Source organism: Galbibacter marinus, from assembly GCF_000300875.1.
Lineage (GTDB): Bacteria > Bacteroidota > Bacteroidia > Flavobacteriales > Flavobacteriaceae > Galbibacter > Galbibacter marinus.
Genome location: NZ_AMSG01000001.1, coordinates 354,079 through 380,221 on the forward strand (window position 1 = coordinate 354,079; position 26,143 = coordinate 380,221).

The window sequence follows — 26,143 nt, forward strand, 5'->3', positions numbered from 1 at the left end:
TAATTCCATTGCTTTAAGTGTTAATTAAACACCTATATAATGAATACAATCAACCAACTAAAACGATTATTTTTTATAGCCTTCGTGCTATCAATGTCCATATCCAATGGTCAACAATATCCTTTCCAAAATCCAGAATTGGACGATTCAGCTCGCGTTGCGGATCTTTTGGAAAGGCTAACTGTAGAGGAGAAAATCGATCAACTTTTATATACCTCACCGGCTATAGAACGACTTGGAATTCCAGAATACAATTGGTGGAATGAGTCTTTACATGGTGTGGCAAGAGCTGGTTATGCCACCGTTTTTCCACAATCGATCACAATTGCAGCTGCCTGGGATAGCGATTTACTTAAGGAAGTTGCAGATGCAATTTCAGATGAAGCAAGAGCAAAACACCATGAGTATATAAGACGTGGACAGCGAGGAATCTATCAAGGTCTTACTTTCTGGTCTCCAAATATCAATATTTTTAGAGATCCTAGATGGGGACGTGGACATGAAACTTATGGAGAAGATCCCTATTTAACTGGACAACTAGGGATAGCTTATGTGAAAGGTCTTCAAGGAAATGATCCAAATTATTTAAAGTTAGTTGCTACAGCAAAACATTTTGCTGTGCATTCAGGTCCAGAGCCTCTAAGACATGAGTTCGATGTAAGCCCTAGTAAACGCGATCTGTGGGAAACCTATCTTCCTGCTTTCCGTTACCTAGTAAAGCAAGGTGATGTAAAATCGGTAATGACCGCTTATAACCGTGTTTATGGGGAAGCGGCGAGTGCTAGTGATACCCTATTTACTATTTTGAGAGACTATTGGGATTTTGACGGTTACGTGGTTTCTGATTGTTTTGCTATTTCTGATATTTGGAAATATCATAAAATCGCAAAGGATGCTGCAGAAGCTTCAGCTATGGCAGTTATTGAAGGCTGTGACCTTAACTGTGGTGATTCTTATGAGAAACTTAACCAGGCTTACCAGCAAGGTATGGTTACTGAGAAAGATATAGACATTGCACTAAGTCGTCTAATGGAAGCCCGTATTAAATTAGGAATGTTTGACCCTGAACAATTGGTTCCCTATGCACAAATTCCATTTAACGTTAACACAAGTGAAAAGCATAACCAATTGGCGCTCAAAGCTGCTAAGGAAAGTATAGTTCTTTTGAAGAATCAAGGTGATTTACTTCCCCTTTCTAAGGATTTAAAATCCGTGGCAGTCATAGGACCTAATGCAGATAACATTCAATCTTTATGGGGAAATTACAACGGAAATCCTAAAGATCCCATTACTGTTTTGCAAGGAATACAAAATGCTCTTGGGCCTCAAACTACTGTTGTTTACCAAGAAGGTAGTCCATTAGCTAAAGGGATTCCGACAATGGAAGTCATCCCATCAGAGTTTCTAAGTACAGAGGATGGAACGCAAGGTTTAACAGCGCAATATTACGATAATAATAATTGGGAAGGTACACCCGTGATTGACCGTATTGATTCAAATATCGATTTTCAATGGGATATAGAAACACCACATCCTAGCTTTAAAATGGGTGATTATAGTATTCGTTGGAGCGGGTACATCACTCCACCAAAAACAGGGACTTATTCTTTTAGTGACTGGGGAAAACCATTTATGGAATTTGAAATTGATCAGCAGATAAGTGGTGGCGGAAACCATGAGCATCGCCCTGCTATAATCAATGAAGAGATTTATATGGAGAAGGGGAAAAAATATAAAATAGAGGTAAAATACAATAACTACTATGGAAACTCTACTGCGAAAATGCTTTGGGGTGTCCCAAAAGAGAACCAATTAGAAGATGCAGTTGCAGCTGCAGAAAAGGCTGAAGTTGTGGTGATGGTATTGGGATTGAATGAGCGATTAGAAGGTGAGGAAATGGATGTGGTAGTTGAAGGTTTTGCAGGGGGAGATCGTACGGCCTTAGATTTACCTGCCTCACAGAGAACGCTTCTTAAAGAGGTGGCAAAAACAGGAAAACCTATTGTATTAGTGCTTCTTAACGGAAGTGCCCTTTCCATAAATTGGGCTGCGGAGAATATTCCAGCCATTATGACCGCTGGTTATGCAGGTCAGCAGGGAGGAAATGCTGTTGCTGAGGTTTTATTTGGGGACTACAATCCCGCTGCAAGACTTCCAGTGACATATTATAAATCAGTGGAGGATTTACCTGACTTTGAGGACTACAATATGGATGGAAGAACTTACCGATATTTTGAAAAAGAACCACTTTATCCTTTTGGATACGGGCTTAGTTACACCACCTTTGACTATTCCAAATTCCAATTACCTTCTAAAATTGATATGAATGAATCCATAGAATTAAGCGTGGAGGTGACCAATACGGGAGCTTATGATGGCGATGAGGTTGTGCAGGTGTATCTTACAGATGAAAAAGGGAGTACGCCTAGACCGATTCGCGAATTGGTTGGTTTTAAACGAATCCACCTAAAAAAAGGAGAAAGTCAAAAGGTTCAATTTACCATAGAACCAAGACAACTTTCCATGATAGATGACAAAGGAGATCTTGTTATTGAGCCTGGTGTATTTTCAATAAGTGTGGGAGGAGAACAACCTGGTTTTAACGCCAAGTTAAATGCTAAATCAACATCAACAGTGAGTAAAAAGATCAAATTAACAGGATCAACATTTAAAATAGATTATTAACATAAAGAAAACAATAGGATGCCAGTACTACCATATAAAAATCTCCTCATTGTTTTCTTTTTCTTATTCATAGGGTCATTTTCTTGTTTATCACAAGTGGATGACCCTATTACGATTCACTTAATTGGTGATTCTACCATGGCGGATTATAATGATAACTACGATCCAGGCAAGGATTATATGGATACAAGATACCCGCTAACTGGTTGGGGGCAGGTATTCCAATCTTTGTTTACAAACAAAAGCATAGCCGCGCTTTCTAATCTTATCAAAGGAGATAGTGTTATTATTTCTAATAAAGCCCGTGGGGGAAGAAGTACTCGGACATTTTTCCAACAAGGGCGTTGGGCAGAGGTCTATAATGTTATAAAACCTAACGACTTGGTGATTATGCAATTTGGTCATAATGACGCCGCTAAGAGTAAACCTGAACGTTACGTGGATGTTGAAGGTTATAAAGAGTTCTTAAGTCTTTTTGTTACCCAAACGCGCCAAAAGGGAGGTGTTCCAATTATTCTTACTCCAGTTCCTAGGAACTACCCATGGGAAAATGGCGTTCTAGAAGATGTCCATGGTCAGTATGACAAGGCTCCTAGAGAAGTTGCTAAGCAAATGGGGGCACATCTGATTGATTTAAATACTTTAACAAGAACATCCTTTACACAAAAAGGAAAGAATTATGTCAGTTCTCATTATTATATGAATCTTCCCCCTAGTACCTTTACCGCTTATCCGCAAGGGGAAAATGACAATACCCATTTCCAGGTTGAAGGGGCTCAGGTAGTAGCTCAAATTGTATTTAATGCTTTAAAAGACCTATCACAAAATCTTCCTAGGCCCTACACGATTGTTACCACCTATAGGAAATTAAAGAAAGACTACCCACAAATACAACCCATTACCCCTGTTAAAAGCCCAAGCTGTATTACTCTTAAAGACATAGCGTACCGACAAACCCAGCAGCAAACTTTACTAGCAGATGTCTTTATCCCCAATTCAGGTATGAAACAGTATGGTTCAGTTCTTCTTGTTCATGGTGGGGGATGGATAGCTGGAAGCAAAGAGAATATGCTCCCCTTAGCTCAGAAGTTTGCCGAAAACGGATATGTCGCAGTTAGCGTAAATTACAGTTTAAGTACTCAGGCTGAATTCCCTGCTGCAGTAATCGATTTAAAAGCAGCTATTAAATGGATGCGAGCTCATTCAAATGAATTTAAAATTGATCCTGAACGCATTGTTATATTAGGAGCATCGGCTGGTGCACAATTAGCAACATTGGTTGGGGTGAGCTCATCGGATCCACTGTTTTTTGATGGGAATAAAGAATTTAGTGATAAAGTCCAAGGGGTGATTAACATTGATGGCATCACTTCTTTTATCCATCCTGAAGCCCAGGAGAGTGAAACCGCTGGAAAATGGCTAGGTGGTCTTAGGCATGAAAATTTTAAAAATTGGAAGCTTGCTTCTCCATTGGAGTATGTCAGTAAAAGCAGCCCTCCTATTTTGTTTGTCAACAGTTCTCAAGACAGATTTCATGCCGGAAGAGATGATATGATTTCACAACTTAATTCTTATCAAATTTACAATGAAGTCCATACGCTAAAGCAAAGTCCTCATTCTTTTTGGCTTATGCATCCATGGTTCAAACCGACATTAGAATATTGTTTACAGTTTTTGGATACATTATGGTGATTAATTGGTTTTAATTCATTCGTTTATCGATTCTGATAGGAAAAATTAAAAAAAATATAGGTTGACTTAAAAAAAAGTGAAACAACATATTCAATTTAGAATTATATTTGCGCACTTTTTAATTGACACCTATGGCAGAGTTGTTTGACCAACTTGAATTTGTAGAAGATCCTTTGTTTGAAACAATTATTAATGATCTTTTACAACAGAATTACAGTGTGATTGATAACTTCTTTTCTGAGGATGAAATTCTACTTTTAAGAGATACACTTTTAGAAAAATATCGAGAGGATTGTTTTAAAAAAGCTGCTATTGGAAATAAGTTCGACCAGCAAATTTCGGAGCAAGTACGCGGAGATTTTGTGTTTTGGATAGATGAAGCATCCACAAGTGAAGCAGAGGAATTATTTTTCCGTAAGATTAATGCCATGGTAAACTATCTTAACCAAACTTGCTTTCTTGGGATATTGCATAAAGAATTTCACTATGCCGTATATCCAAAAGGCACCTACTACAAGCGACACTTAGATACTTTTCAAAATGATGATCGCCGTAAACTTTCCTTAGTCTGCTACTTAAACGACCTTGGTTGGAAGAAAGAGAACGGTGGAGAGTTGGTTATTTATCCAAATGATTCCTCTGTAGAGCCATTGGTGATTCATCCATTGCCAGGTCGGGTGGTTGTTTTTGAGAGTCAGATCCTAGAGCATGAAGTAAAGCAGGTGTTAGACTCAGAGCGTTACAGTATTACTGGTTGGTTGAAGACCCGTTAAAGGTTTTCTCTCTTATTTTTTAAAACGCTCAAGTGCTTTCTTTGTAAAATCTGAAAGTACTAGTTCGCCAGATATTTCAGCTTGTTGTAAAAGTAATGTATCCCAGTGATCTGTTCCTTCCCAAAGAGTCTTTTTCATGGCCGTTAGAGCTAGAGGGTTATAGGATGCCAATTTGGAAGTAAGAATGTCTATCTCCTTATCTAAATCTTTTTGATTTTCAAAAACTCTTGCATAGAGTCCTTTTTCCATAGCCCAATACGCATTTTTCCACTGGGTAGGGTCCAAAGAAAGCGAAGCTAATGAACTGACTCCTATTTTGTGTTTTATCGCTGGAGCGATGACAAATGGACCAATACCTATGCTGAGTTCAGAGAGTTTAATAGAAGCTGATTCAGTTGCTAATGCGTAATCACAGGCAGCAATTAAACCAACACCACCACCAACTGCCTTTCCCTGAATTCGACCAACGATAATTTTATTACAACTGCGCATCGCATTGATGAGTTTTGCAAAACCACTGAAAAATTCTTTTCCTTCTTCTTTGTTGGTTATTGCAATGAGCTGATCAAAGGACGCACCAGCACAAAATGTTTTATCTCCTTCGCTTTTTAGTAATATTACTGAAACCTCTGGATTATTGGACAATAATTTAATCTTATCGGTTAAGCGCTCTAACAATACGCTAGGAAACGAATTGCTTGCGGGATGACCAAACTCCAAGGTCGCTATTTTATTTTCAATAGTGGTATATAAACTTCCATTAATGCGATCTGTGCCCATAGTGGTCGATTTTGTGTTATTTCAAATTTAAGAATTCTATATGGCATTCACGTATTTTCGTTTGAATTTGATCACTAATGAAATTCCTCTTATGAGCATCCATACAAAGAAAGCAATCCAAATGGCATGTAATTTCCAGCCTATAGAATCAAATAAAAGTAAGGTAGGTGTGAATCCGAGAAAGGTAGCCGCTAAGAGTACGTTCCTTAAATAAGCAGCTTCTCCCAGTCCTTTAAAAATTCCATCAAACATAAAGGCTATCGCATTGACAGGTTGCATTAAAAGAACAATCCAGAAAGCTGATGAGAATAGAACTAGCACGGTTTCCTCTTTGTTGAATAAAAGCCCTATTTGATTGTAAAAAATAGCACATATGCCCATTAGAATAAGAGAGATTATAATGGCGTATTTAGAAATGTCTATACTGAGAAGCCATAATTTTTTATATTGTTTTCCACCGAGTAATTTTCCTGATATAGCATTTCCTGCACTAGCATAGCCATCAACAAAAAAGGAAAAGAATAACCATATATTCATCAGAATACTTTGTGCTGCAATATAAGTTTCCCCATATCCAGTGGCATAAGCATTGGCTAGATAAATTGCGAAGTTAAGTGAAGTGGCACGGACAAATAAATTTAGACTCAATCCCAATAGTCTTTTCATTTGTGGGTTAACCTTAAATCGCAATGATAGTCCAAAAGGGGTTTTAGTAAAAAAAAAATACAAGGCCATACCAAACATAACAAGTTGGGCAACTACACTAGCGTATGCAGCACCTTTCATATGCATCGCAGGAATAATACCATCAATACCATAAACTAGAATAATGTCTAGGACAACATTTACTAGAGCACCTGTAAGGCTACATTTCATAGCCCATAGCGTGTTTTGCAAGCCCCTAAAGACTCCAAAAATGGCAAAGGTTACTAAAGTAAGAGGATAGCCAATGGCTCTTATTGTGTAATAGTCTTTAGCATATTCTAGCAATAGGCCTTCGGCATTATATAGCTGGAAAATTTCTTCAACCAGTATAGTGGTGCTAATGTATATGATTATACTTAGTATTAAATTAAAAGCAAGAGCCTGAGGTATTAAAGTTTTAATGGCATTTATACGATTTGAACCTAGGTGTTGGGAAACGATCGCAGAAATGGCTGTTTTTGTTTGTGCAACAATCCAGATAATGGCCGAAAGGAAAGAACCTACAATACCTGCAGCAGCCAAAGCTTCAACAGGATTTTCCTTAACGTTACCGATCACAGCTATATCAGTTAATGAAATTAACGGCTCAGCTATACCAGCAATAATAGCTGGAATGGCAAGTTTGTTAATTTCTTTAAAGCTTATTTTAGTTTTTTCCATATGTTGCCTCATAGAAATCCAGACAATGGTCAGACTTAAATTTTTTGTTTAAATTTAAGTGCAAATGTACTGAAGCTAAGCACAACAACATACTACACCTTAAATTTTACACCAAATGAGAAATATTTTAGTTCCTATTGGCACCACTGAGAACGCGGTTAAAACATTACAATATGCTATAGATTTTGCCGAATTCATGGATTCTAATGTGTATGTTATGCAAGCCTTCACCTTGATTACCAAGGCAGGAGGTTTGGCCAATGTGGAAAAGGCTGTTGTTAAATCGACAACAAATCAACTTGATGAAATTGTTAGTCAGGTTGACAAAAAGGACGTCTCTGTTACTATTGCCGCTTATAACGGGGATGTGGTAGACGGTGTAAAGGCGATCAATAAGCAATATGGAATTGATCTCATTATTTTAGAGCCAAAAACAACTGATATTAGAGAAGAGGTGTTTTTGGGAAATACTTCTGGGAGTATTATTAAACAAACCAATATACCGACACTTATCATTCCTGAAGGAAATTCATTTTATCATTATAAAAACGGATTGGTTGCCTTTAAGTCAGGAATTGTCAATCATGAATCGATTCTCGATGCTTTAATACAGTTTAAAAATGCATTTAAGTTATATTTAAACCTTTTATTGGTCAAAACTCCTAAGTATACAGCAGAAGATTTGGTTTTAAATCCCATCTTAGAAAGTTTAAGTGATTCTCTGAAAACCTCTGAAAACACTAGTACTTTCGAGGGTGTGCTAGAACATTTTCAGACCAATCAACCTGATATTTTAATTGTTTTTAGAAGAAAACGTGGATTTTTTACCAAGTTATGGGAAAAAAATATAATTTTGAAGCGCGAATTTAGATGCTCAATCCCATTGTTGGTTTTGAGCGTTAAGAAATAAGCAAAGCACAATTTTAAATATAAAATAGCTTATTTGGGGCATTAGCTCAGCTGGCTAGAGCGCTACACTGGCAGTGTAGAGGTCATCGGTTCGACTCCGTTATGCTCCACAAACGAAACCTGTAATTTCTTTACTGTAAAGTGATTATGGGTTTTTTGTTTTTAAATATGTACGATTTTAGTATGATTAAATATCTTTTAACTAATTTTTGTTATGCTCATACTATGGCAACTTTCGTAAATTAGTATATCGTAATATATGTATTCTTTATAGATTGAAACTATGTAGGTTGTTTATTTTCAATAAAGTAAAGAATGATTTTATATGATAGTGAAATTTAAAATCAATAATCATTATTTGAGGATTGGGGTGTAAGGTAAAACACCTCTATAGCTTTATCTAGTTAGCCCTTGTCATTCTTTGTAAGAATATACACATTATAAAATTTGTTAATTTTTATAGTAAAAAACTATATAGTAGAAGATTATTCATTGTGATCTCATGAGCTTTCATTATTATGTAATTTTCTCCCTAATAATAATGTTATATCCACCTTTAAGGCAGCTGCTATTTTATGAAGCGTCAATATTGTTGTGTTTATCTCTGCCCTTTCTATTCTTCCTACTTGGTTTTTGGGGACTTCCGCCTCATTTGCTAGTTCAAATTGAGACAATCCCTTATCTGTTCGGAGTTTTTTTATATTCTCTCCAACTTTCCTAAGTACCTGTATTTCCTCTTTACTAAACACAGGCTAAAATTGAGGTTAATCAAAATTATATTCGGACACACATATGTGGTAGATGGTTGAAATTTACTATTATTGTACAATAAAAATTCTTGGATTAAGGAAACCCGTAAGGAGATATAGCCTACCGTCAATATTTTTGAAGAAACCTAAATTACGTATAGTTATAATCGTATAATAAATCTTAAATCAATTAAAAAATTATGGTCGATGAAACCTTTTCAATCTTAGATGATTTAACAAAAAATCAAAAATTTACAATTATAGTCGTTTTAAGGATTTTTAATAGTGGAAATGAAGATACAAATATTCAAAGAAAAAGAGATCGTGTTATTTCACATATTGAAAATGACTTAAAACTAAAACATGCTGAAGTTGAAACATATATTAACAATAGTGCTCCCGAAGTTATTGGTCGTGAATTATTGAATTTACGGGAAATGCAGAAAGAATTTTTGATCGCTTTAGCTTATGATGTATTGTTTTGCATTGGAAAACCGAGTGAAAGAGATCTCATGATCATGGAGAATGTTTTCAATCAGATCATTGGAATTGATCGAACAAAATTTTCTAAATCTCTTGAAAAAATCCATGTTTTAAAAAATCATTTCCAATAAAAACAAGCTTAGCAATTAATAATATGTTAATGGAAACGGAAACAAGGAAGACTTAATCTAAATATTAAAAAATCTATGAGAAATATTAATAGAATTGAGCTATGATTTGGGTAATAACAGTTTTAGCCATCATAGCTTTTCTTTTCTTTAAGGACAAAGGAGAAGAAAATAAAAGAATTGCAAAACAGGGAGGTGTAAAGCAGAAATATGGAATTTTAATAAACTATATTTTATCGTCTCACCCCCAAATGGAAGTTCAGAAGCTAAATACAGATTCTATAACAATGGCAGTAATAGAACCTGGAGTTAGAACAGAGTTTTCAATAAGACATGGTTTTGAAAGTGTTAGTGTTTTTTGGCGGCATTATAGCGCAGGTTTTGGAAATCACAGACTAAACTGGACTTTCCCAGAGTTTCAATCGCAAGAAGAAATGATTAATGAGATTGAAGGTGATATAGCAGCTTATGAACATAAGCTCTTATTTTAAAAAATGCATTTTGATTATTATAAAACTTATTACTTATTCTAATGGAGCATAAACTTGATTATAACGAAACCTACAAGAGGTTTTACGAGAGTAAAGAACAATTTTACCCAGAAATTGTGGCTATAATTGAAATGTTTATTGAAGATGAAGTAAATAATATATGGGAAAGAAATAAAAAGTATAACAACTTTACTACAAATTTGACTAAAGAAAAGGTTCGCGAACTGTATGTTGTCGACCCTTATAGTTGGGATGGATCTTTCTCAGGTATTGAAAGTAGATCAATCAAATTAAAGAATCTAACCAAGCATTTAAAAAAAGTAGAAAAAAAATTAAAACGAGAAAAATACTCCCCTCCTAAAAAAAGTAATAAATTTAATTTTTTAAGAAAAGCAATAGGCTCCGCACCCATTTCCTCAGAGGAAATTGGAAAGTTTTACTATTATTCAAGCTATACGAGAACTGGGAATAATTGGTTTGATATAGATTTAACGTATATTAAAAAAGAAGAGTTTCAATTTAAATTGAATCATTACAAAACCACTTCAATAAAAATAGAGATACTTTCAACTCATGGAAACAAATTTTTTGATTTAAAAAGTCCCCCAGAATACCACAATGATAAGATTGTTTTTAAATTATTTGATTTTACCACTAGAGAAAATATCTCTCTTATCCTAAGCGATATGTTTGCTTTCTTTATGATAGAGCATTCAAAAAAAGGTTGGATGTATTACAAAGAACAGAAGTATATTGATATTCGGATTGATATAGATCGTAAACTGAATCAATAAATGGTAAGGGAAATAGCTATGGGCTGCCCAACATCTCTCTCTTATGAATGATATTGTTATCCAAAAATTGTTGGGAAAGAGTCGTCTGTCGGGAATTATATTCATTCCAAAACAATACCCAACCAAGCCAAAAACTCGATTGGGTAATTTTGGATAAAAAGTCATAAGTATTATAACTGACATTTACTCCCTATGCTGCTTCTTGATAGAATTCTTCTTTACAATTCATCATTTCTTGAAACTTTTTATGGAGTAAATCCCTAATGAGTAATCTAGTGTGATTTAAACCATATTCTTCAATATACCTATTGCAATCTCTCTTAACTCTAGAGTAAACTTTGTAAGAAACTGCTTGTTTTAGACTATCCCAGTAATAAGGATTTGTACAGTCGCAAATCAATCCTATATGGCGCTTATCTAAGACTTTCTCCATGCCTTTAAGGTCTATTATTAGTAACTTATCAAATTGCTCTAACAGGAGCTGAAAAAGCCTAAATATAACATCCTGACTTCGTAAATCTTTAAGGTTATAAATTTGCATTTTCTACAATAACCGAGAACGAGTTATTTTTATCTCAAATCTCACAACATTTCCCTTTTGCTTGTAATGCTTGGTCTTATTATATATCTTAAAAGAATAATCTGTTCTTTTAAACTCCCTATAATTACCTTTTCCATTAAAGGTCTCGTTTCGATTCGGAGCTTTAAAATCATACATTAAAAGCATATGATCTAAAAAGCGGTCTGCATCTATTGGTAAATCGATATTCAAGCCAAACTCTAAGTTTGTGATTTTAGTTTCCTCTGGTCGAACATACAATTCATCACACATAAAATCTAATGTTTGTTCAAGTTCGCAAAAACTAAAGTCATTATAATTGTGTTCTTTACGGTCAAGAATTAAGTTGTGTAACTTATGCAAGCTTCCTTTAATGAATGAGCTTTTCTTTAGTAAATTTACCTGCATATTGTAATACATTCCCTTTTTGGGGTATTCTTCAATTTCCCCTGTTTGACGATTAAACTTTGATTTAAGCTCAACTGTTTGCTTTTCTTCCGTTCTAAAATCAAAACTCCCTTTGTCTAGAACATAAAACTTAACATTATCTATCATTAGGCTACGTTTTTAAATGGTTCATAATTAACTGTTCTTGGGTTGTTCAGTGGCGCTAAACAATTTAATACCTCGTTTTTTTTGTAATACCGTTGGTGCTTGATGCTGTATTGAGGAATAATACCATCTCTGACCCAACGCCATAGCGTAGAAGAGTCAATTTTTAATAGACTGCAAGTCTCCTTTGGCGTTAATAACTCATCAACTGCTTTAGGTTGACTAAGTTCCTTTTTGAAATCTTTTAAAAGGTTTTCGACTGTGTTCTTAATAAGGGATTGTAATTCTTTTACCTCTAGCCCTTGCATGAAAAGGTGTTTCTCTTTAATCATAAATGTTATTTTAATAATTTATGATGCAAAGATGAGGGAAGGGAAATCGGGGAAAAATAAGGGAAAAAATAAATTTGAAAACACAATGTTTTCAAGGTCTACGAGGTGAAAAAAAATATTTAAGGGATTTGTTTTAACTTTTCCCTTTTGATTTTGGCAATACCATCTATTTTATCCAAAAATTTATCATAGGATTTAAAAGGATAATGCCTGTTTTATGGTAAAAGAAAAATAGTCTTTTAAAATTCTACGCGTATGCACATCTATAATTGAGAGCAAATAAGCGTTTTTACCGGCACTTGGGATCCATACCATCTTGATGTCCATTTCTAGACACTCCATGGGTCTGGAGGTCTTTACTTTGCGAAACTTCACAAATTTACGTCCAGCTCCACTACGTTTAATTCGGTTTTCTAGTTTTAGCAATCCAGCGGTTTTCATAATTCGGTATAGTTTCTTATGGTTGATAAGATATCCGTCTCTCTTTAAATAGGATGTCATAAGCCGATATCCACAATCAATGAATTCATGTGCAAGCAACCTATGAACAGCATCTAATACGATGGGTTCTTCTACCCAGCCATGGGTCTTGTTATAGGTTAGTTTAGAGGGTTTGTTTCCCTTCTTCCCTTTACTGGGTTTTCTATAATAACTACTCGGTACTAACCCAACTATCTGGATAATCCAGGACTTACTACACTTATGCTTCTTATAGATAAAGTCTACTAAATCTTTCTTGGATCGGATGTCCCAAACTTTTTTTTTAAAAGTTCCCGCTGTACTTCCAACTCTATTTCTTTATTCCCAAGGAGTTTACGAAGTACTCGGTTCTCTTCCTCTACTTGCTTAAACTCTTTACTCTTGTTGTCATAGGTAACTTTTAAGCCCGCTTCTCCTTTATGGTCAAACTTCTTCTTCCAACTATAAAAAGTTCCCGTGCTAACACTGTATTTCCTACAGGTCTCTACAACTCCAATCTCTTCCGAGCAAGCTAGTATTTCTAACTTCTCTTTTAAACTCCATTTCTTGTATTTCATATTTCAAAGGTATAAATTGAAATTTAAAATATCACTCCGATCTTATTGGGGGCTAAAATACATCATCTCTGATCTTAAAGAGGGGTAAATGTCAATATTCTGAAAGCTCCATACGATATTATAAAATTTTTCTATTTGAGCTTTAGCGGTGAAAAATTCGATTGCTTCTCTTCCGTTAAGAGGCACTCTAGTTACACAGGCCTCAACCGCCTTATATAAGATCTCCAAGTTGATTATGTCGTAAAGTGCAAATTTCTGTGATTGAATCAGATGAAATTCAGTGTATTTTTCTCCGCTAATCCTAACCAATATATTTTTTGCAAGATATATTTTGTTATTAACTCTTTTCAATTTTAGTGAAACAATAACATCACTTATTTCCATTGATGCGTATTATCTTTTACCTTTATAAAAAAGATTTTTTATGGATTTAAAAGGTAAAGTGGCCTATATCACCGGGGGCACTAAAGGAATAGGTTACGGTGTAGCCAAAGTTTTAATAGACCAAGGAATGAAAGTAGCCATAAGTGGACGTGACGCTGAAACTGCCAAACAAGCAGCCACCGCACTTGGCGGTTCTGATGTTGTTATTGGATTGGCTTCTAATGTTGGCGTTCTGGAGGATGAAATCATGGCAGTAAATGAAATCATTTCCAAGTGGGGACAATTAGATGTTGTATTAGCAAATGCTGGTGTGGGTCATTTTGCGCCCATAGATGAGCTTGAGATTGATAAATGGAAGCAGATGATAGATACGAATCTGAACGGTGCTTACCACAGCTTAAAAGCATCTGTAGAAGCTTTAAAGGCTTCCAAAGGATATTATATTACGCTTGCTAGTTTGGCTGGGACAAATTTCTTTGCCAATGGTGCAGGTTATAATGCTTCGAAATTCGGGGTGGTTGGCTTTACTCAAGCCGCCATGATAGACTTACGTAAATACGATATCAAAGTATCCACCATTATGCCAGGTTCTGTTTCTTCTCATTTTAATGATAATGATCCAAGTGACGCAGATGCATGGAAAATCCAGCCTGAGGACATTGGAGACCTTGTTGTGGATTTATTAAAAATCAATCCAAGGACACTCCCCAGTAAAATTGAGGTGCGTCCATTGCGACCAGATAAAAAATAAGCTTCTATTATTTATTATAGAATAAAGGCTATTGAGGCTTCCACAACCTGTTTCATTTGTTGTGGGAGCTTTTTATTTTCCCATGGATGCTTACCTCCAAAAACGTGATCACCATTCGGTATCACTAAAAACTCTCCTCTTGGACTCCAATTATATAATTTCCTCCCCTCATTAAGGTCTACCGTGAGATCATCTGTTCCATGGACAACTAAATTCTGAATTGTTAACTTTTCTACAGCCCCCTTAATAGTAAAACGCTTCTTATTTTTTACAAAATCTTCGTAAAATTGATAATAATGAGGTAGCTGTTGTTTTGTTCTGCTGTTTTCCACATATATGACGCCATTTTCTTTCCAATAAGCCCTAGCTTTTTCATCGGAAAACCGAGATTCAAAATTGCTCACACTAGCCCAACTGACTACTTTTTTAATTCTATCATCTTCACTAGCTTTGATATAGACAATACCACCTCCTCTTGAATGACCTACAAGATTTATATTATTCGGATTTGTATATTGGTGGTAAAGAAAATCTTCACTGCAGCAGTGATCTATCACCACCTTTAAATCATCCAATTCAATTGAGAAATTATTTGAAGCGAAGGATTCTAAATCTGGAAAATCAATAGGTTGATCAACCGTACCGCCATTGTGGGAGAAATTAAACTTCACAAAACAAAAACCTCTTTCGGCAAAAGATCTAGCAACGATATCCCAATATCCCCAGTCTTTAAATCCCTTATAGCCATGACAGAATATAACTATTGGGGCTTTTGTATCTGTTTTTGGTTTTTCAAAATAGATGTCATATAAAATCGGCTTATGATGGTTTCCTTGTAGGACCTGGTTTTTTAAATTATCCATATAGCTCTATCTCTTTTTCTTGTAAATTTTGGTTTTTATCAAATATTTCAACGATGAGTTTCTCAAGGGCATGGGAAAATAGATCTAAAACCTCTTGATCGATAATGTGTTCTTTTACTGCTCCATTACCGTTTTTGTCTTTAGTAGCAAATGGAAGTACTCCAGCTTGGAGGTTTTTAAATGAAATGATGCCTGCTTTAAAGGAGTTTAATCCAGTTTGCTTGTGGATCAGTAAAGCATAACAAAGAATCTGAAAGGCTTTATTATAAGTGGCATCCTCAATTATGTCTTGCCATCCGATAATTTCTAAATTCTTAATTACTGCTTTTCCAGTCTTGTAGTCGATAATTTGTATGCACTGATCTACCATTTCAACACGGTCGACCTTTCCTTTTAAATACACTTTAAAATCGAGCGAGGACACTGGAATTTCTGCTTTAATATTTTGTTCAATATGAATGATTTGTATCTTTTTACCTTGCTTTAAACGGTTTTCCTCGAACTTTAAGAAATTCTCAATATAGCGTTTAGCAATATGATACGATATCAGATTTTTGCCCTGAAGCTTTTCGACGCTCGTATAGGTTTTAGAAAAGAAATTTCGAACCTTTTCATCCACCTTGGATCGCATATCTTTAAGGTGCTCTAATTTCAAGAATTGTCCCTCTAGTGGTTTGTAGAAAAATTCTAAGGTGTCATGCACAATGGTACCCAAGGTATTAGCAGCAATGGTCTCTTCAACCTCCTCAACCTCTTTTATTCCTAGTATAGATCGACTGTAAAAATCCAATGGATTACGGATATAAGTGGTTAATGAAGTAGGGGAAAACCCTTTTTGGGCTACATTCTTAAGTGACTGTAAAAGCATTGAATCTTTTTCAATACTTAGGAGCTGGGTTTTTTCATTTTCAATCCTAGCCGTGGCGATCTTTTCTACAATATTGTGCGCCTGTTGTGGTAACATTGTGAGCTGATGTATAAGCCTACTCTTTTCTCCGCCTTCCAATGAATTGGGTTCGGTGTTGTATATTATATAAATATTCTTTGCACGCTGTAAAAGCCTATAGAAGTGATAAGAGTATATAGCATCTTTCTCCTTAAAAGTAGGCAGGCCAAAGGCCACCTTTAAATCTAAAGGGATGAATGAATTGTGCGTTTTACCTGCGGGTAGTATTCCTTCGTTAACCGATGATATGATTACGCTTTGAAAATCTAGGTTACGGCTCTCTAACATACCCATTATTTGAAGTCCTTGTACAGGTTCTCCTTTGAAGTCAACAGTTTGTAATTGAACGGTAGCTGAATAAACCTTGCGAAGTGACCTTATATCAGTAATACTTCCATAGGTGTTGTTGAATTGTTGAAGTTGATTAAATACCTGATAACATCCAAAGAGGTATTCTAAAAACAAGGCGTTCTCATCTATTTTGTACCGATCCCTGAGTTGAATTATTATAGCTAAACAGTTTTCAATAACTTGGGACATTAAAAGCTTTTTCTGCCTTGGAAATAGCAAATTTAATTCTGTAATATGCCCGAGTTGTTGATCTGTCACATACACTTCATTGTCTTTGTTGATGGCAGATAGAAGATCTTCAACCTCTTTGTTTCTATGGTTTAAAATTACTTGGGCTACTGGATTGGTAAGTACTGAAATAAGATCTTTGTAATACCATGTGCCTTCTGACTTATTTTCCCATACCTCTAGCAAGGTTTCGAAAAATGACCCTATTGGAGTTAAAGCAAGTGGAAAACCACTAGTTATGTTGGCTATGTCTATGGAATCAGGAAGACTACTTAACAGTGGTGTTAAAAGACTTTCATTTGACAAAACTATCGCTGTTTTGGAGGCCTCAAGTTGGTTATCCTCTAAGATGTGCCCTATATATTTGGTTTGGCCTACATTTTTAGGCGTACCAATAATTTCAATATTTTTCTCGCTTTTATAATTTTCTGAGATATATTCAAATTTATTAGTCTTATAATAAGGCCAAGTATTTTTGTATTTCCTTAGAAACAGGCCTGCATCATGATCCTCCTGGTCTAAAAATGTTTTATCAAGATCCCAATATACTGTAGTGTTTCCAGTTTCAAGAAAGGCCTGGAACATATTTTGTTCCGCTGTGTTTAAAGCATTAAATCCTATAAAATAATGTTTTAATGTAGCGTTGTTCTGGAGATATTGCTGGCAATTTTCATGGGCTTGTTTATAAAGTGCTCCTTGGTAGGCGAGTCCCTGATCTGAAAGATACTCGTTTAGTTTGCCATAATAAAGATGCATCTTTTTCCAAAGTTTAAGATAATTCTTTTGGAGATCGGTTTTATCCTCAGAGTTTGTCCAATGAAATTGGTCCAATTCTTTGATGTTAAATAAATGCGTAAAGAAGGATTCTGGCGGGATCAGATACCGGTCAATTTCATTGAAGTCTTGAACCAAGGTTTGTGCCCAAGAAATAAAACTATAAAAATCCTCCTGTTGATCAGAAGGAGTAAGTTGTTTATAAAGGTTGTAAAATTCAAATAAAAGATGAATGTTACCGACAAGTTTTAAATTGGCTAATTCCTCTATAAATTCCTCAATACTGTATATCACGGGAGAAATACTTGTGATTTTTACAGTTTTTAGGAATTCATTCCTAAGGATCGTAGCCGCCCTTTTGCTAGGCAATACTAAAATCACATTTGCTAGGTTATCCTGATGTTTGCTATAAATGGCTTGGGAGACTTCGGATAAAAATGATTTCATAGCAATATGGCGTGCTTTTTAAGTGTAGTTATGTTGTTGTATTAATTGTTTAAGGATTCAGAATCCCTGCTTATGATAAAGATAGCAAAAAGTCTCATAAATAATCAAAGGTGGACTAGGATTATGGATCATCTACCGGACGCTGATGCTAGGAATAGAAGTATGAAGGGTAATGACTGGTCAAATTTAATGCATAAAAAAACGCCCCGATTTCTCGAGGCGTCTTTTATATGATTTGAACTAATCTAATTATTTAACTAGATTAATCTCAACTCTTCTGTTTTGTGCTCTACCTGCTCTTGTAGCATTAGAAGTGATAGGGTTATCTTCACCAAATCCTTTAGAATCTAATCTGTTAGTAGAAATACCGTGTTCGATTAAATAAACTTTAACTGCACCAGCTCTCTCTTCAGACAATCTTTGGTTAAGTGAATTACTACCTGAACTATCAGTGTGTCCTTCGATTGAAAAATTAGCATTTGGATATTCGTTAAGAATTTCAATGATATCGTTCAATACTTTTTCAGACTCAGTTTTGATAGTTGCTTTTCCTAGATCAAACAAGATGGTTTTAGCATAGTCGTTCAATGCTTTTTGAACAGCTTCAGTTACTTCAGGACAACCGTTGTTAGCAACAGTACCAGCAACATCTGGACACTGATCATCTTTGTCAAGAACACCGTCACCGTCTTTGTCTGGACAACCATTGGTTGCAGCAGGACCAGCAACATCTGGACACTGATCATCTTTGTCAGCTACACCGTCTCCGTCAGAATCTGGACATCCAGCTAGTTCTTTAAGACCTGGAGTCTCAGGACATTCGTCAACGTTATCAGCTACACCGTCTCCGTCAGAATCAGGACAACCGTTCATTGCAGCTGTACCAGCTTCGTTAGGACACTCGTCTTTAGAATCTTCGATACCGTCTCCGTCAGAATCAGGACAACCGTTGAATTCTTTTAAACCAGGTACTTCTGGACAAGCATCGTCTTTGTCGTATACACCGTCTCCGTCTGTATCAGTTCCACCAAATTTGATCGCTAGACCAGCTAAATGTTGGAAATGAGGAGTGCTGTAATCTTCGAATACGTGCTTGTAGCTAGATTGTACTGTCAAACCTAAGTTTTCAGTAAACCAAACATTGAAACCAACACCTCCGTTAAGAGTACCAGCTCCAATCTCATCTAACCAAGTGTAACCACCTCCGATTTCAACAAAAGGATCGAAAACAGTTCCTTGAACAAAATTGTACTTGATTGTACCGTCAACACCGTAGTAAGATAGGTCATCTACACCAGTGTCTCCTAGTTTGTCAATTTTGTTAAGTGACCCACGAACTCCTAAAGAGATTCCACTTCCTACATATTTAGAAACAGATACGTAAGAAATAGATGGTAGAATGTTCCAGTGATCACTCGCGTTGAAATACTCGTCAAACCAAGCCTCTGAAGCATATGGTCTATCAGAATTTGTAGGGTAAGCATCAACTGCATTTACCCCAAAACTGATCTGCCATGGATTGTTCTGGTCTTGAGCATTCATGTTGCTAATCCCCACAAATAGGAACGCAGCAACTAGTAATTTGCTAAGATGTTTCATGTTCAATTATTTAATTTTAAGTGTTAATTTAATGACAAATGTAAGTTGTTACAACTTATTAACAAAAACAAATATATAATTTTTTAGTTAAAATGAAAAGAGTAATGCTTTAAACTACTCCAAGATTTTTACCAACCTCAGTAAATGCTTGGATTGCTCTATCCAAGTGTTCACGGGTGTGAGCCGCGGATAGCTGTACTCTAATTCGCGCTTTTCCATGAGGAACTACAGGATAGAAAAAACCTATAACGTAGATACCTTTTTTAAGAAGTTCATCGGCCATAGTCTGCGACAATTGTGCGTCATATAGCATTACTGGTACTATGGCAGCATCTCCGTCAATGATATCAAAGCCTGCTTTTTTGATTCCTTCCTTAAAGTATTTCGTGTTTTGCTCTAGTTGGTCCCTTAGCTGAGTATTGTTGGATAACATATCAAAAACCTTCAATGAGGCCCCAACAATACTTGGTGCCAATGAGTTTGAGAATAGGTATGGTCTTGAACGCTGTCTAAGGATTTCAATGATCTCTTTTTTAGCCGTGGTATATCCTCCCATAGCACCGCCCAAGGCCTTTCCAAGTGTTCCAGTAATGATATCAATGCGATTTAGTACCCCTTTCTCTTCTAGGGTTCCTCTACCAGTTTCTCCTATGAAACCTGCAGCGTGGCATTCATCGATCATAACTAAAGCATCATATTTCTCCGCCAAATCGCATATTTTATCCAATGGTGCTAATAGACCGTCCATGGAAAACACACCATCAGTTACAATGATTTTAAAACGTGCTTGATCTTCATTGGCCTGTTGTAATTGCTTTTCTAAATCGCTCATATCATTGTTTTGATAGCGATAACGTTTGGCCTTACAAAGTCGCACTCCGTCGATGATTGACGCATGGTTCAAAGAATCTGATATAATAGCATCTTCTGCAGTTAGTAAAGGTTCAAAAACCCCTCCGTTGGCATCAAATGCTGCTGCATATAGTATGGTGTCTTCTTGATTGTAGAATTCAGCAATCTTTTGTTCTAGTTCTTTATGAATATCTTGAGTTCCACAAATGAAACGCACGGACGACATTCCAAAGCCATGAGTATCCATGGTGTCCTTTGCGGCTTGAATTACTTCTGGATGAGAAGAGAGTCCAAGATAATTATTGGCGCAGAAATTCAATACTGTTTCGCCAGTACTTATCGTGATTTCTGCATCCTGAGGGGAGGTAATGATGCGTTCCTTTTTATAAAGTCCCGCCTCTTTAATCGCTTCGAGTTCGTTCTCTAAGTGTTGTTGAATTTTACCGTACATCAGTTCTAAATTATTAGTTATAATTCACAAAGTTAGGAGATAATTATTCATCAAGAGTGCCTTGAGTAATAAAATTTCGAATTATCTTTGTTTTAAAAGAATTACCATATAAAACGTTAATAATATACTTACGTTTCAAGTATTTTTATTTCTTCATTAATATAAACTATCAATTTTCTTTCGACTTCATAACCGATTTGACTTAGTGCCTTGGCATAGGTTTCAATTTGAATACGATGTTGATGAGAAGGGGTCCCAGTCTTGTAATCTATGATGTGGGCAGTATTTCCATTGACCATAAAACGATCGGGTCTTAAAACAACCCCTTCTTGGGTATACAAATCTCGTTCAATATAAATTTCAAAGCTGTTAGTGAAAAAGGTGTTCAATTTAGGATTATCGACTAATTCTAATAAGTACTTTACTACTTTGTCTTTGTCATTTTCACTGAGCAGCCCATTATTAATAGCTAAAGTAACTGTGGAATCGATATCTGTTTTGTGGATGATTTTTGAAAGTAGAAAGTGGTATAAATTTCCACGATCAATTGCTTTTTCTAATGCTGTACCCCAAAGTGATCCTGCTTTTGTTATGATTTCAAAAGAATTATTCCATGACATTTTACTGTGAAAAGGAATCATTTCAACAGCGTCGTTATTTTTTTTCTCCTTTGATACTCGCTTTGCTTCTCCAATACTAAAGGTGGAAGAGGATTCGCTCCAAATTCCTAAGTGTTGTAGATAACTAATAAAGAGTCCTGCAAAGGTCTTTGTGTTTGCCCCCTTGTCAGTAGCATCTCTCTTACATACTACATAAAGTTGTTCAACTGCCCGTGTAAGAGTGACATATAATAAGTTGTAGTTGTCGAGTCTTAAAACTTCTTTTGTTTGTTCAATTAATTGAGCGCCTAGTTCACTGGAAGTTTCAATAGTGCTCATTTGGTCAAATAAAGCATATGGGATACCGTAGACCTGCTGGTCTACAGGTAGCCATGTTAGATCATTTTTAAGTCTTTGAGTATCCGTATTTGCATATGGGAAAATAACCACTGGGAATTCGAGACCCTTGGATTTGTGAATGCTTAAAATACGAACCGCATCGGAGTCTTCTGGCGCAGCAAGGCTTAAATGAGTCTTGTTCAGGTCCCAATAGGCTAAAAAATCACTTAAACTACCATTGTTATTTTGAGTATAATTTAATACTTCATCTAAGAAGAATTGCAAATAAGCATCCGATTGGGCAGCTAATTTAAACTGAGTAATGGCGTATTCCACTGCCGTATACAATGGCAATTCTAAAAAAGTTTCTTCTTTGAAATTATACTGCTCAAGTACAGCACTGAGATCAGAAAGGTTATGTTGAATAAAACTGTGTACCCCTTCTTTTGTTTGTTTCTCGGCTAAATAGAGTAATATTTGATAATTTATCTCAAAGTCATGAGGGGTGATAAGGTGCTGTAGAACCTTAATTAAAAAAGCGATCTTTCTGTTGTTATTAAGCAGTAAGCTTTCAGAAGAAATAATAGGGACACCTTGCTGGGTTAAATAATCGGCCAAAGAATACCCATCTTGGTTTTTTCGTGTTAAAATACAAATATCCCCAAAATTAAAACCTTGATGTTTTGCTTGGGCTATGATTTCCTGGGTCTTTAAATGGTAGAGATCATCTTCTGATTCTTTATTGTCATTATGGTCAATAAAACTAAAGTTTAAGTAGCCTCCTTTTTTATCATTGGTTTGCTGTGAACTGTGCTCTTCAAATAAAGCCCTATAAGTAGGATGTTCTAAATGTTTAGAAATAAACTTGAAAAATCCATTATTGAAATTGATGATCTGGTCGTAACTACGATAGTTTTTTGGTAAATTTTCAACCGTTTTTGGTGCTTGAAACGGACTTGCAACCTGCTCGTTGTACAGATCGATAAATTGCTCTGCTTTTCCACCTCGCCATCGATAGATGGCTTGTTTAGCATCTCCAACAATAAGGATGGAGCCAGTATTACCATTTGGCAACTCTGTTTCCAGAGCATTGGATACCAGGGGCTTTAAATTCTGCCATTGCAAAATGGAAGTGTCTTGAAACTCATCTATGAAATAGTGCTTGTATTTTTCCCCGATTCGCTCATAAATAAAAGGAGCTGGTTGATCTGCAATGGTGGTGGATATAAGTTTATTAAACTCAGAAATCAATAAGACATTTTTCTCTTTTTTAATGGTATTGAGTTCTGCATTTATTGCGTTGAGAAGCGATAATGGAATTAAGTTTTTATGGAAATTCTTTAAGAAAAAAATTTGGACATTGGCCTTTTTTAGGCCATGCATCACTTGAATAATTTGTGGTTGTATCTGATCTAAGAAAGCTGCCTTATCTGGCTGGCTTGTTGCAAAAGCGTTAGCATATAGTTGTTTGGCTTCAATATTCCTATACCAAGCATAATTCCATTTATTTTCAAATTTCTTAGCAACAATTTTCTTTAGTTGCTTATAGAGGTACTTGCCACTAAAACCGGATTCGTCAATTCCTTCAGATGCAAAAAGGTCTAATAATTCCTGAGCGGATCGGACAGTTTGATCTTCAAGCGTTTTAATTTGTGTGAGTAAATTTCCTCCCAAGTCACTAAAAAACCCTAGTGGTTTATCTTCAAGAAGTTTAATATACTCAGCATGGTCTTCTTTGGATAAAAGTTCAGCTATTTCTCTTAAGTCTCTAGAAATATCCCAACTTTTGTCTTGGTCTGCTTTAGATAACGCGTAGTCAACTAGTACTTTTGTGAGGTCTTTATTGGTTCCTGTCTTATGGATTAAGTTATCGACTGCCTCTGCTTGTAGCGCTTTTTCATCAAGGGAGACTTCAAAATTGGTAGATAATTTTAAATCAAAGGCAAAGGTTCTAATGAGTCTATGATTAAACTTATCGATGGTAAGGATATCGAAAAAAGCATAATTATACAGAATTCGATTAAGTATTTTACGGGCTCTTTGGTGTAACTCTACTGCATCTAATTGTAATTCTTCTTGCAGGTCTAAGAAAATGGAAGTGGGCTCCATCAAAATTTCTTCTTTTGAAAATTCATGGAGGTTTGAAAGTACCCTTTCTTTCATTTCATTAACCGCCTTATTGGTGAAGGTAATGGCAAGAATCTGCTTAAAACTATCCAAATGTTTTCTACCTAATAAGATGGATAAATAACTTTTAACCAAGCTATAGGTTTTCCCTGATCCTGCTGATGCATTGTAAATTTGAAAAAAGGCTGGTCTCAAATCTTTAGTTTATTGCAAAATAAGAAAACTCTATGGGTTCTTAACAAATATTTGATGAGATTTCGTTTGAATTTGCTTAAATTTGAGAAACGATATATTTATTAACTAAAAAATACAAAAAAATGGCTTTTGATTTACCAAAATTACCATATGCGTATGATGCTTTAGAACCACATTTAGATGCGCGTACTATGGAAATCCATCATACAAAACACCATCAAGGATATACCTCTAAGCTTAATGCTGCCATTGAAGGTACAGACTTGGAAGGAAAATCGATCGAAGATATCTTATCAGGTCTTGATATGAATAATGGTGCTGTAAGGAATAACGGAGGTGGTTTCTACAACCACAGCTTGTTCTGGGAAATTATGTCATCAGAAGGAGGAGGAGTTCCATCAGGTGAATTGGCTTCTGCAATTGACCAAGCATTTGGATCGTTTGATAAATTTAAAGAAGAATTTTCTGCCGCAGCAGGATCGCGTTTTGGTTCAGGATGGGCTTGGTTATGCGTTCACAAAGGTGGAAAAGTAGAAGTTTGTTCTACTCCAAATCAAGATAACCCATTAATGCCAAATACTGGTTGTGAAGGAACACCAATTCTTGGACTAGATGTTTGGGAACATGCATACTACTTAAATTATCAAAACAGACGTCCTGATTATATCTCTGCTTTCTTTAATGTGATCAATTGGGATAAAGTCTCTCAGTTATACGCTCAAGGGAAATAAACAGGCGTTTTTATAATAGAATTAGAGTCACTCTGTTAATATGGGGTGACTTTTTTTTGTAATTCCAGTGACGGCATTGTTGTAAGTAAAGAAGCTTTACTTCGTCAACCTATTAAAAAGAATTGTTATGTCGAATCAAGACGCATTTGCCAATACTCAGTTTTCTGTTCTAGATCTAGTGCCTATTGCTTTAGGTAACTCCAACTTGCAATCCATGCAAAACAGCTTGGATTTAGCAAGAAATGTAGAGGATTTTGGATATAAGAGATTTTGGGTATCAGAGCATCACAATACCGATACACTAGTAAGTTCAGCAACAGTAGTTTTACTAGGTTATCTAGCACAAGGTACTTCGAAAATAAGAATTGGTTCTGGAGGGATTATGTTGCCTAATCATGCTCCTTTAATTGTAGCGGAGCAGTTTGGTACACTAGAGACTCTGTATCCAAATCGTATTGATTTGGGGCTAGGAAGAGCCCCTGGAACGGATCAGTTAACTGCACATGCTCTTCGCAGAGGAAAGCAAGAAAGTGTTCAAGATTTTCCAAATGATATTGAAGAATTACAAACCTACTTTTCCGTAGAGAATCAGGATGGTCGTGTACGAGCGATTCCTGGAGAGGGCTTAGATATTCCGATCTACCTACTGGGTTCCAGTACATTTAGTGCACAATTAGCTGCCAAAAAAGGGCTGCCTTATGCTTTTGCAAGTCACTTTGCGCCAACACATTTAATGGAAGCCTTGGATTTATATAAAGGCGGTTTTACGGCCTCCAAAAGTTTGGAAAAGCCTTACTCAATGGCTTGCGTAAACGTATTTGTTGCCGATACTGATCAACAAGCGGAGTATTTAGCTAGTAGTTTTTACCAAATGGCAATGGGTATTATCACCAATAAAAGAGAACCATTACAACCTCCTGTGGAGGATATGGATGAAATCTGGAATTACCAACAAAAATCCATGGTGCAAAATATGATGTATTTTACTTTTAAAGGGACCCAACAAACCGTTGAGAAAGAATTGGGCGCCTTTATTAAAAATACCGGGGTCGATGAAATTATTGTTACCTCACATATTTATGATCACAAGGAAAGAATAAAATCGTATAAATTACTTAGTGAACTATTTAACTAAAGTTCAATTTTAGTTCCTATCAATTAAAAACACCACTGCAGT

Annotated in this window: 23 protein-coding genes and 1 tRNA gene; 11 read left to right on the forward strand and 13 right to left on the reverse strand. The window is 35.8% G+C overall.

The features are described from left to right. Positions 1 to 39: 39 nt before the first annotated feature. From I215_RS01550 to I215_RS01560, 3 genes are all read left to right on the forward strand, one after another. Positions 40 to 2,685: a glycoside hydrolase family 3 C-terminal domain-containing protein gene (locus I215_RS01550; protein ID WP_008990186.1), complete on the forward strand. Its 2,646-nt coding sequence runs from the start codon at positions 40 to 42 to the stop codon at positions 2,683 to 2,685. 18 nt (positions 2,686 to 2,703) lie between these two features. Then, positions 2,704 to 4,377 carry an alpha/beta hydrolase fold domain-containing protein gene (locus I215_RS01555; RefSeq protein WP_008990187.1) on the forward strand — a complete coding sequence of 558 codons (1,674 nt, stop codon included), beginning with the start codon at positions 2,704 to 2,706 and terminating at the stop codon, positions 4,375 to 4,377. 131 nt (positions 4,378 to 4,508) lie between these two features. After that, a complete protein-coding gene (locus I215_RS01560) occupies positions 4,509 to 5,150 on the forward strand; it encodes a 2OG-Fe(II) oxygenase (protein ID WP_008990188.1) in 642 nt (213 codons plus the stop codon). Positions 5,151 to 5,162: 12 nt separating this feature from the next. Here I215_RS01560 and I215_RS01565 read toward each other — a convergent pair whose 3' ends face one another. After that, a complete protein-coding gene (locus I215_RS01565) occupies positions 5,163 to 5,930 on the reverse strand; it encodes an enoyl-CoA hydratase/isomerase family protein (protein ID WP_008990189.1) in 768 nt (255 codons plus the stop codon). A gap of 36 nt (positions 5,931 to 5,966) precedes the next feature. After that, on the reverse strand, positions 5,967 to 7,295 hold the full coding sequence (locus I215_RS01570; protein WP_008990190.1) for an MATE family efflux transporter: 1,329 nt from the start codon (positions 7,293 to 7,295) through the stop codon (positions 5,967 to 5,969). A 115-nt stretch (positions 7,296 to 7,410) separates the two neighbouring features. Between I215_RS01570 and I215_RS01575 the strand changes: the two genes are divergently transcribed. Further along, entirely contained in the window at positions 7,411 to 8,205 is a 795-nt protein-coding gene (locus tag I215_RS01575) for a universal stress protein (protein ID WP_008990191.1), read from the forward strand. Positions 8,206 to 8,240: 35 nt separating this feature from the next. Beyond that, positions 8,241 to 8,314, forward strand: a tRNA-Ala gene (locus tag I215_RS01580). Between the two features lie 390 nt (positions 8,315 to 8,704). Here I215_RS01580 and I215_RS01585 read toward each other — a convergent pair. Beyond that, positions 8,705 to 8,953, reverse strand: coding sequence for a helix-turn-helix domain-containing protein (locus tag I215_RS01585; protein ID WP_008990192.1), 249 nt, complete (start codon positions 8,951 to 8,953; stop codon positions 8,705 to 8,707). A gap of 200 nt (positions 8,954 to 9,153) precedes the next feature. On the opposite strand from I215_RS01585, the gene I215_RS01590 reads away from it, so the two are divergent. From I215_RS01590 to I215_RS01600, 3 genes are all read left to right on the forward strand, one after another. Further along, the gene (locus tag I215_RS01590; protein ID WP_008990193.1) at positions 9,154 to 9,567 is read left to right on the forward strand and encodes a hypothetical protein; all 414 of its coding nucleotides are present in this window, start codon (positions 9,154 to 9,156) and stop codon (positions 9,565 to 9,567) included. A gap of 101 nt (positions 9,568 to 9,668) precedes the next feature. Further along, positions 9,669 to 10,055, forward strand: a complete 387-nt coding sequence (locus I215_RS01595) for a hypothetical protein (RefSeq protein ID WP_008990194.1) — start codon at positions 9,669 to 9,671, stop codon at positions 10,053 to 10,055. A gap of 41 nt (positions 10,056 to 10,096) precedes the next feature. After that, a complete protein-coding gene (locus tag I215_RS01600; protein WP_008990195.1) occupies positions 10,097 to 10,849 on the forward strand; it encodes a hypothetical protein in 753 nt (250 codons plus the stop codon). Between the two features lie 544 nt (positions 10,850 to 11,393). Here I215_RS01600 and I215_RS01610 read toward each other — a convergent pair. The 5 genes from I215_RS01610 to I215_RS01630 all read right to left on the reverse strand — a co-directional run bounded on the left by I215_RS01610 (position 11,394) and on the right by I215_RS01630 (position 13,713). Then, positions 11,394 to 11,963 carry a hypothetical protein gene (locus I215_RS01610; RefSeq protein WP_008990197.1) on the reverse strand — a complete coding sequence of 190 codons (570 nt, stop codon included), beginning with the start codon at positions 11,961 to 11,963 and terminating at the stop codon, positions 11,394 to 11,396. After that, entirely contained in the window at positions 11,963 to 12,292 is a 330-nt protein-coding gene (locus tag I215_RS01615) for a helix-turn-helix domain-containing protein (RefSeq protein WP_008990198.1), read from the reverse strand. Before I215_RS01615 ends, I215_RS01610 begins: the two co-directional genes overlap by 1 nt. A gap of 195 nt (positions 12,293 to 12,487) precedes the next feature. After that, positions 12,488 to 12,832 carry an IS3 family transposase gene (locus I215_RS16450; RefSeq protein ID WP_394330789.1) on the reverse strand — a complete coding sequence of 115 codons (345 nt, stop codon included), beginning with the start codon at positions 12,830 to 12,832 and terminating at the stop codon, positions 12,488 to 12,490. A 185-nt stretch (positions 12,833 to 13,017) separates the two neighbouring features. Beyond that, a complete protein-coding gene (locus tag I215_RS01625; protein ID WP_008990200.1) occupies positions 13,018 to 13,329 on the reverse strand; it encodes a transposase in 312 nt (103 codons plus the stop codon). A gap of 42 nt (positions 13,330 to 13,371) precedes the next feature. Beyond that, the gene (locus I215_RS01630; RefSeq protein ID WP_008990201.1) at positions 13,372 to 13,713 is read right to left on the reverse strand and encodes a hypothetical protein; all 342 of its coding nucleotides are present in this window, start codon (positions 13,711 to 13,713) and stop codon (positions 13,372 to 13,374) included. 40 nt (positions 13,714 to 13,753) lie between these two features. Here I215_RS01630 and I215_RS01635 point away from each other — a divergent pair, with 40 nt between their 5' ends. Then, positions 13,754 to 14,464, forward strand: coding sequence for an SDR family oxidoreductase (locus I215_RS01635; protein ID WP_008990202.1), 711 nt, complete (start codon positions 13,754 to 13,756; stop codon positions 14,462 to 14,464). Positions 14,465 to 14,478: 14 nt separating this feature from the next. On the opposite strand, the gene I215_RS01640 is transcribed toward I215_RS01635, so the two are convergent. From I215_RS01640 to I215_RS01665, 5 genes are all read right to left on the reverse strand, one after another. Further along, complete coding sequence (locus I215_RS01640) at positions 14,479 to 15,327, reverse strand: alpha/beta hydrolase family protein (protein ID WP_008990203.1); 849 nt, start codon at positions 15,325 to 15,327, stop codon at positions 14,479 to 14,481. Further along, complete coding sequence (locus I215_RS01645; protein WP_008990204.1) at positions 15,320 to 18,073, reverse strand: PD-(D/E)XK nuclease family protein; 2,754 nt, start codon at positions 18,071 to 18,073, stop codon at positions 15,320 to 15,322. Before I215_RS01645 ends, I215_RS01640 begins: the two co-directional genes overlap by 8 nt. Before the next feature lie 249 nt (positions 18,074 to 18,322). Beyond that, positions 18,323 to 19,672 carry an OmpA family protein gene (locus I215_RS01655; protein ID WP_008990205.1) on the reverse strand — a complete coding sequence of 450 codons (1,350 nt, stop codon included), beginning with the start codon at positions 19,670 to 19,672 and terminating at the stop codon, positions 18,323 to 18,325. Between the two features lie 109 nt (positions 19,673 to 19,781). Beyond that, a complete protein-coding gene (gene kbl / locus I215_RS01660) occupies positions 19,782 to 20,975 on the reverse strand; it encodes a glycine C-acetyltransferase (RefSeq protein WP_008990206.1) in 1,194 nt (397 codons plus the stop codon). A gap of 128 nt (positions 20,976 to 21,103) precedes the next feature. After that, complete coding sequence (locus tag I215_RS01665) at positions 21,104 to 24,235, reverse strand: UvrD-helicase domain-containing protein (RefSeq protein WP_008990207.1); 3,132 nt, start codon at positions 24,233 to 24,235, stop codon at positions 21,104 to 21,106. 122 nt (positions 24,236 to 24,357) lie between these two features. Between I215_RS01665 and I215_RS01670 the strand changes: the two genes are divergently transcribed. After that, the gene (locus I215_RS01670) at positions 24,358 to 24,966 is read left to right on the forward strand and encodes a superoxide dismutase (RefSeq protein ID WP_008990208.1); all 609 of its coding nucleotides are present in this window, start codon (positions 24,358 to 24,360) and stop codon (positions 24,964 to 24,966) included. Positions 24,967 to 25,093: 127 nt separating this feature from the next. Then, positions 25,094 to 26,101 (forward strand): LLM class flavin-dependent oxidoreductase, encoded by a 1,008-nt coding sequence (locus I215_RS01675; protein WP_008990209.1) that lies wholly within the window; start codon positions 25,094 to 25,096, stop codon positions 26,099 to 26,101. Positions 26,102 to 26,143: the final 42 nt, after the last annotated feature.

Coding starts and splice junctions, on each gene's coding strand:
- I215_RS01640 (WP_008990203.1), bottom strand. CDS start 15,327: ATGGATAATTTAAAAAACCAGGTCCTACAAGGAAACCATCATAAGCCG.
- I215_RS01635 (WP_008990202.1), top strand. CDS start 13,754: ATGGATTTAAAAGGTAAAGTGGCCTATATCACCGGGGGCACTAAAGGA.
- I215_RS01600 (WP_008990195.1), top strand. CDS start 10,097: ATGGAGCATAAACTTGATTATAACGAAACCTACAAGAGGTTTTACGAG.
- I215_RS01570 (WP_008990190.1), bottom strand. CDS start 7,295: ATGGAAAAAACTAAAATAAGCTTTAAAGAAATTAACAAACTTGCCATT.
- I215_RS01595 (WP_008990194.1), top strand. CDS start 9,669: ATGATTTGGGTAATAACAGTTTTAGCCATCATAGCTTTTCTTTTCTTT.
- I215_RS01610 (WP_008990197.1), bottom strand. CDS start 11,963: ATGATAGATAATGTTAAGTTTTATGTTCTAGACAAAGGGAGTTTTGAT.
- I215_RS01590 (WP_008990193.1), top strand. CDS start 9,154: ATGGTCGATGAAACCTTTTCAATCTTAGATGATTTAACAAAAAATCAA.
- I215_RS01625 (WP_008990200.1), bottom strand. CDS start 13,329: ATGAAATACAAGAAATGGAGTTTAAAAGAGAAGTTAGAAATACTAGCT.
- I215_RS01555 (WP_008990187.1), top strand. CDS start 2,704: ATGCCAGTACTACCATATAAAAATCTCCTCATTGTTTTCTTTTTCTTA.
- I215_RS01630 (WP_008990201.1), bottom strand. CDS start 13,713: ATGGAAATAAGTGATGTTATTGTTTCACTAAAATTGAAAAGAGTTAAT.
- I215_RS01670 (WP_008990208.1), top strand. CDS start 24,358: ATGGCTTTTGATTTACCAAAATTACCATATGCGTATGATGCTTTAGAA.
- I215_RS01575 (WP_008990191.1), top strand. CDS start 7,411: ATGAGAAATATTTTAGTTCCTATTGGCACCACTGAGAACGCGGTTAAA.
- kbl (WP_008990206.1), bottom strand. CDS start 20,975: ATGTACGGTAAAATTCAACAACACTTAGAGAACGAACTCGAAGCGATT.
- I215_RS01550 (WP_008990186.1), top strand. CDS start 40: ATGAATACAATCAACCAACTAAAACGATTATTTTTTATAGCCTTCGTG.
- I215_RS01615 (WP_008990198.1), bottom strand. CDS start 12,292: ATGATTAAAGAGAAACACCTTTTCATGCAAGGGCTAGAGGTAAAAGAA.
- I215_RS01645 (WP_008990204.1), bottom strand. CDS start 18,073: ATGAAATCATTTTTATCCGAAGTCTCCCAAGCCATTTATAGCAAACAT.
- I215_RS01655 (WP_008990205.1), bottom strand. CDS start 19,672: ATGAAACATCTTAGCAAATTACTAGTTGCTGCGTTCCTATTTGTGGGG.
- I215_RS01565 (WP_008990189.1), bottom strand. CDS start 5,930: ATGGGCACAGATCGCATTAATGGAAGTTTATATACCACTATTGAAAAT.
- I215_RS01560 (WP_008990188.1), top strand. CDS start 4,509: ATGGCAGAGTTGTTTGACCAACTTGAATTTGTAGAAGATCCTTTGTTT.
- I215_RS01675 (WP_008990209.1), top strand. CDS start 25,094: ATGTCGAATCAAGACGCATTTGCCAATACTCAGTTTTCTGTTCTAGAT.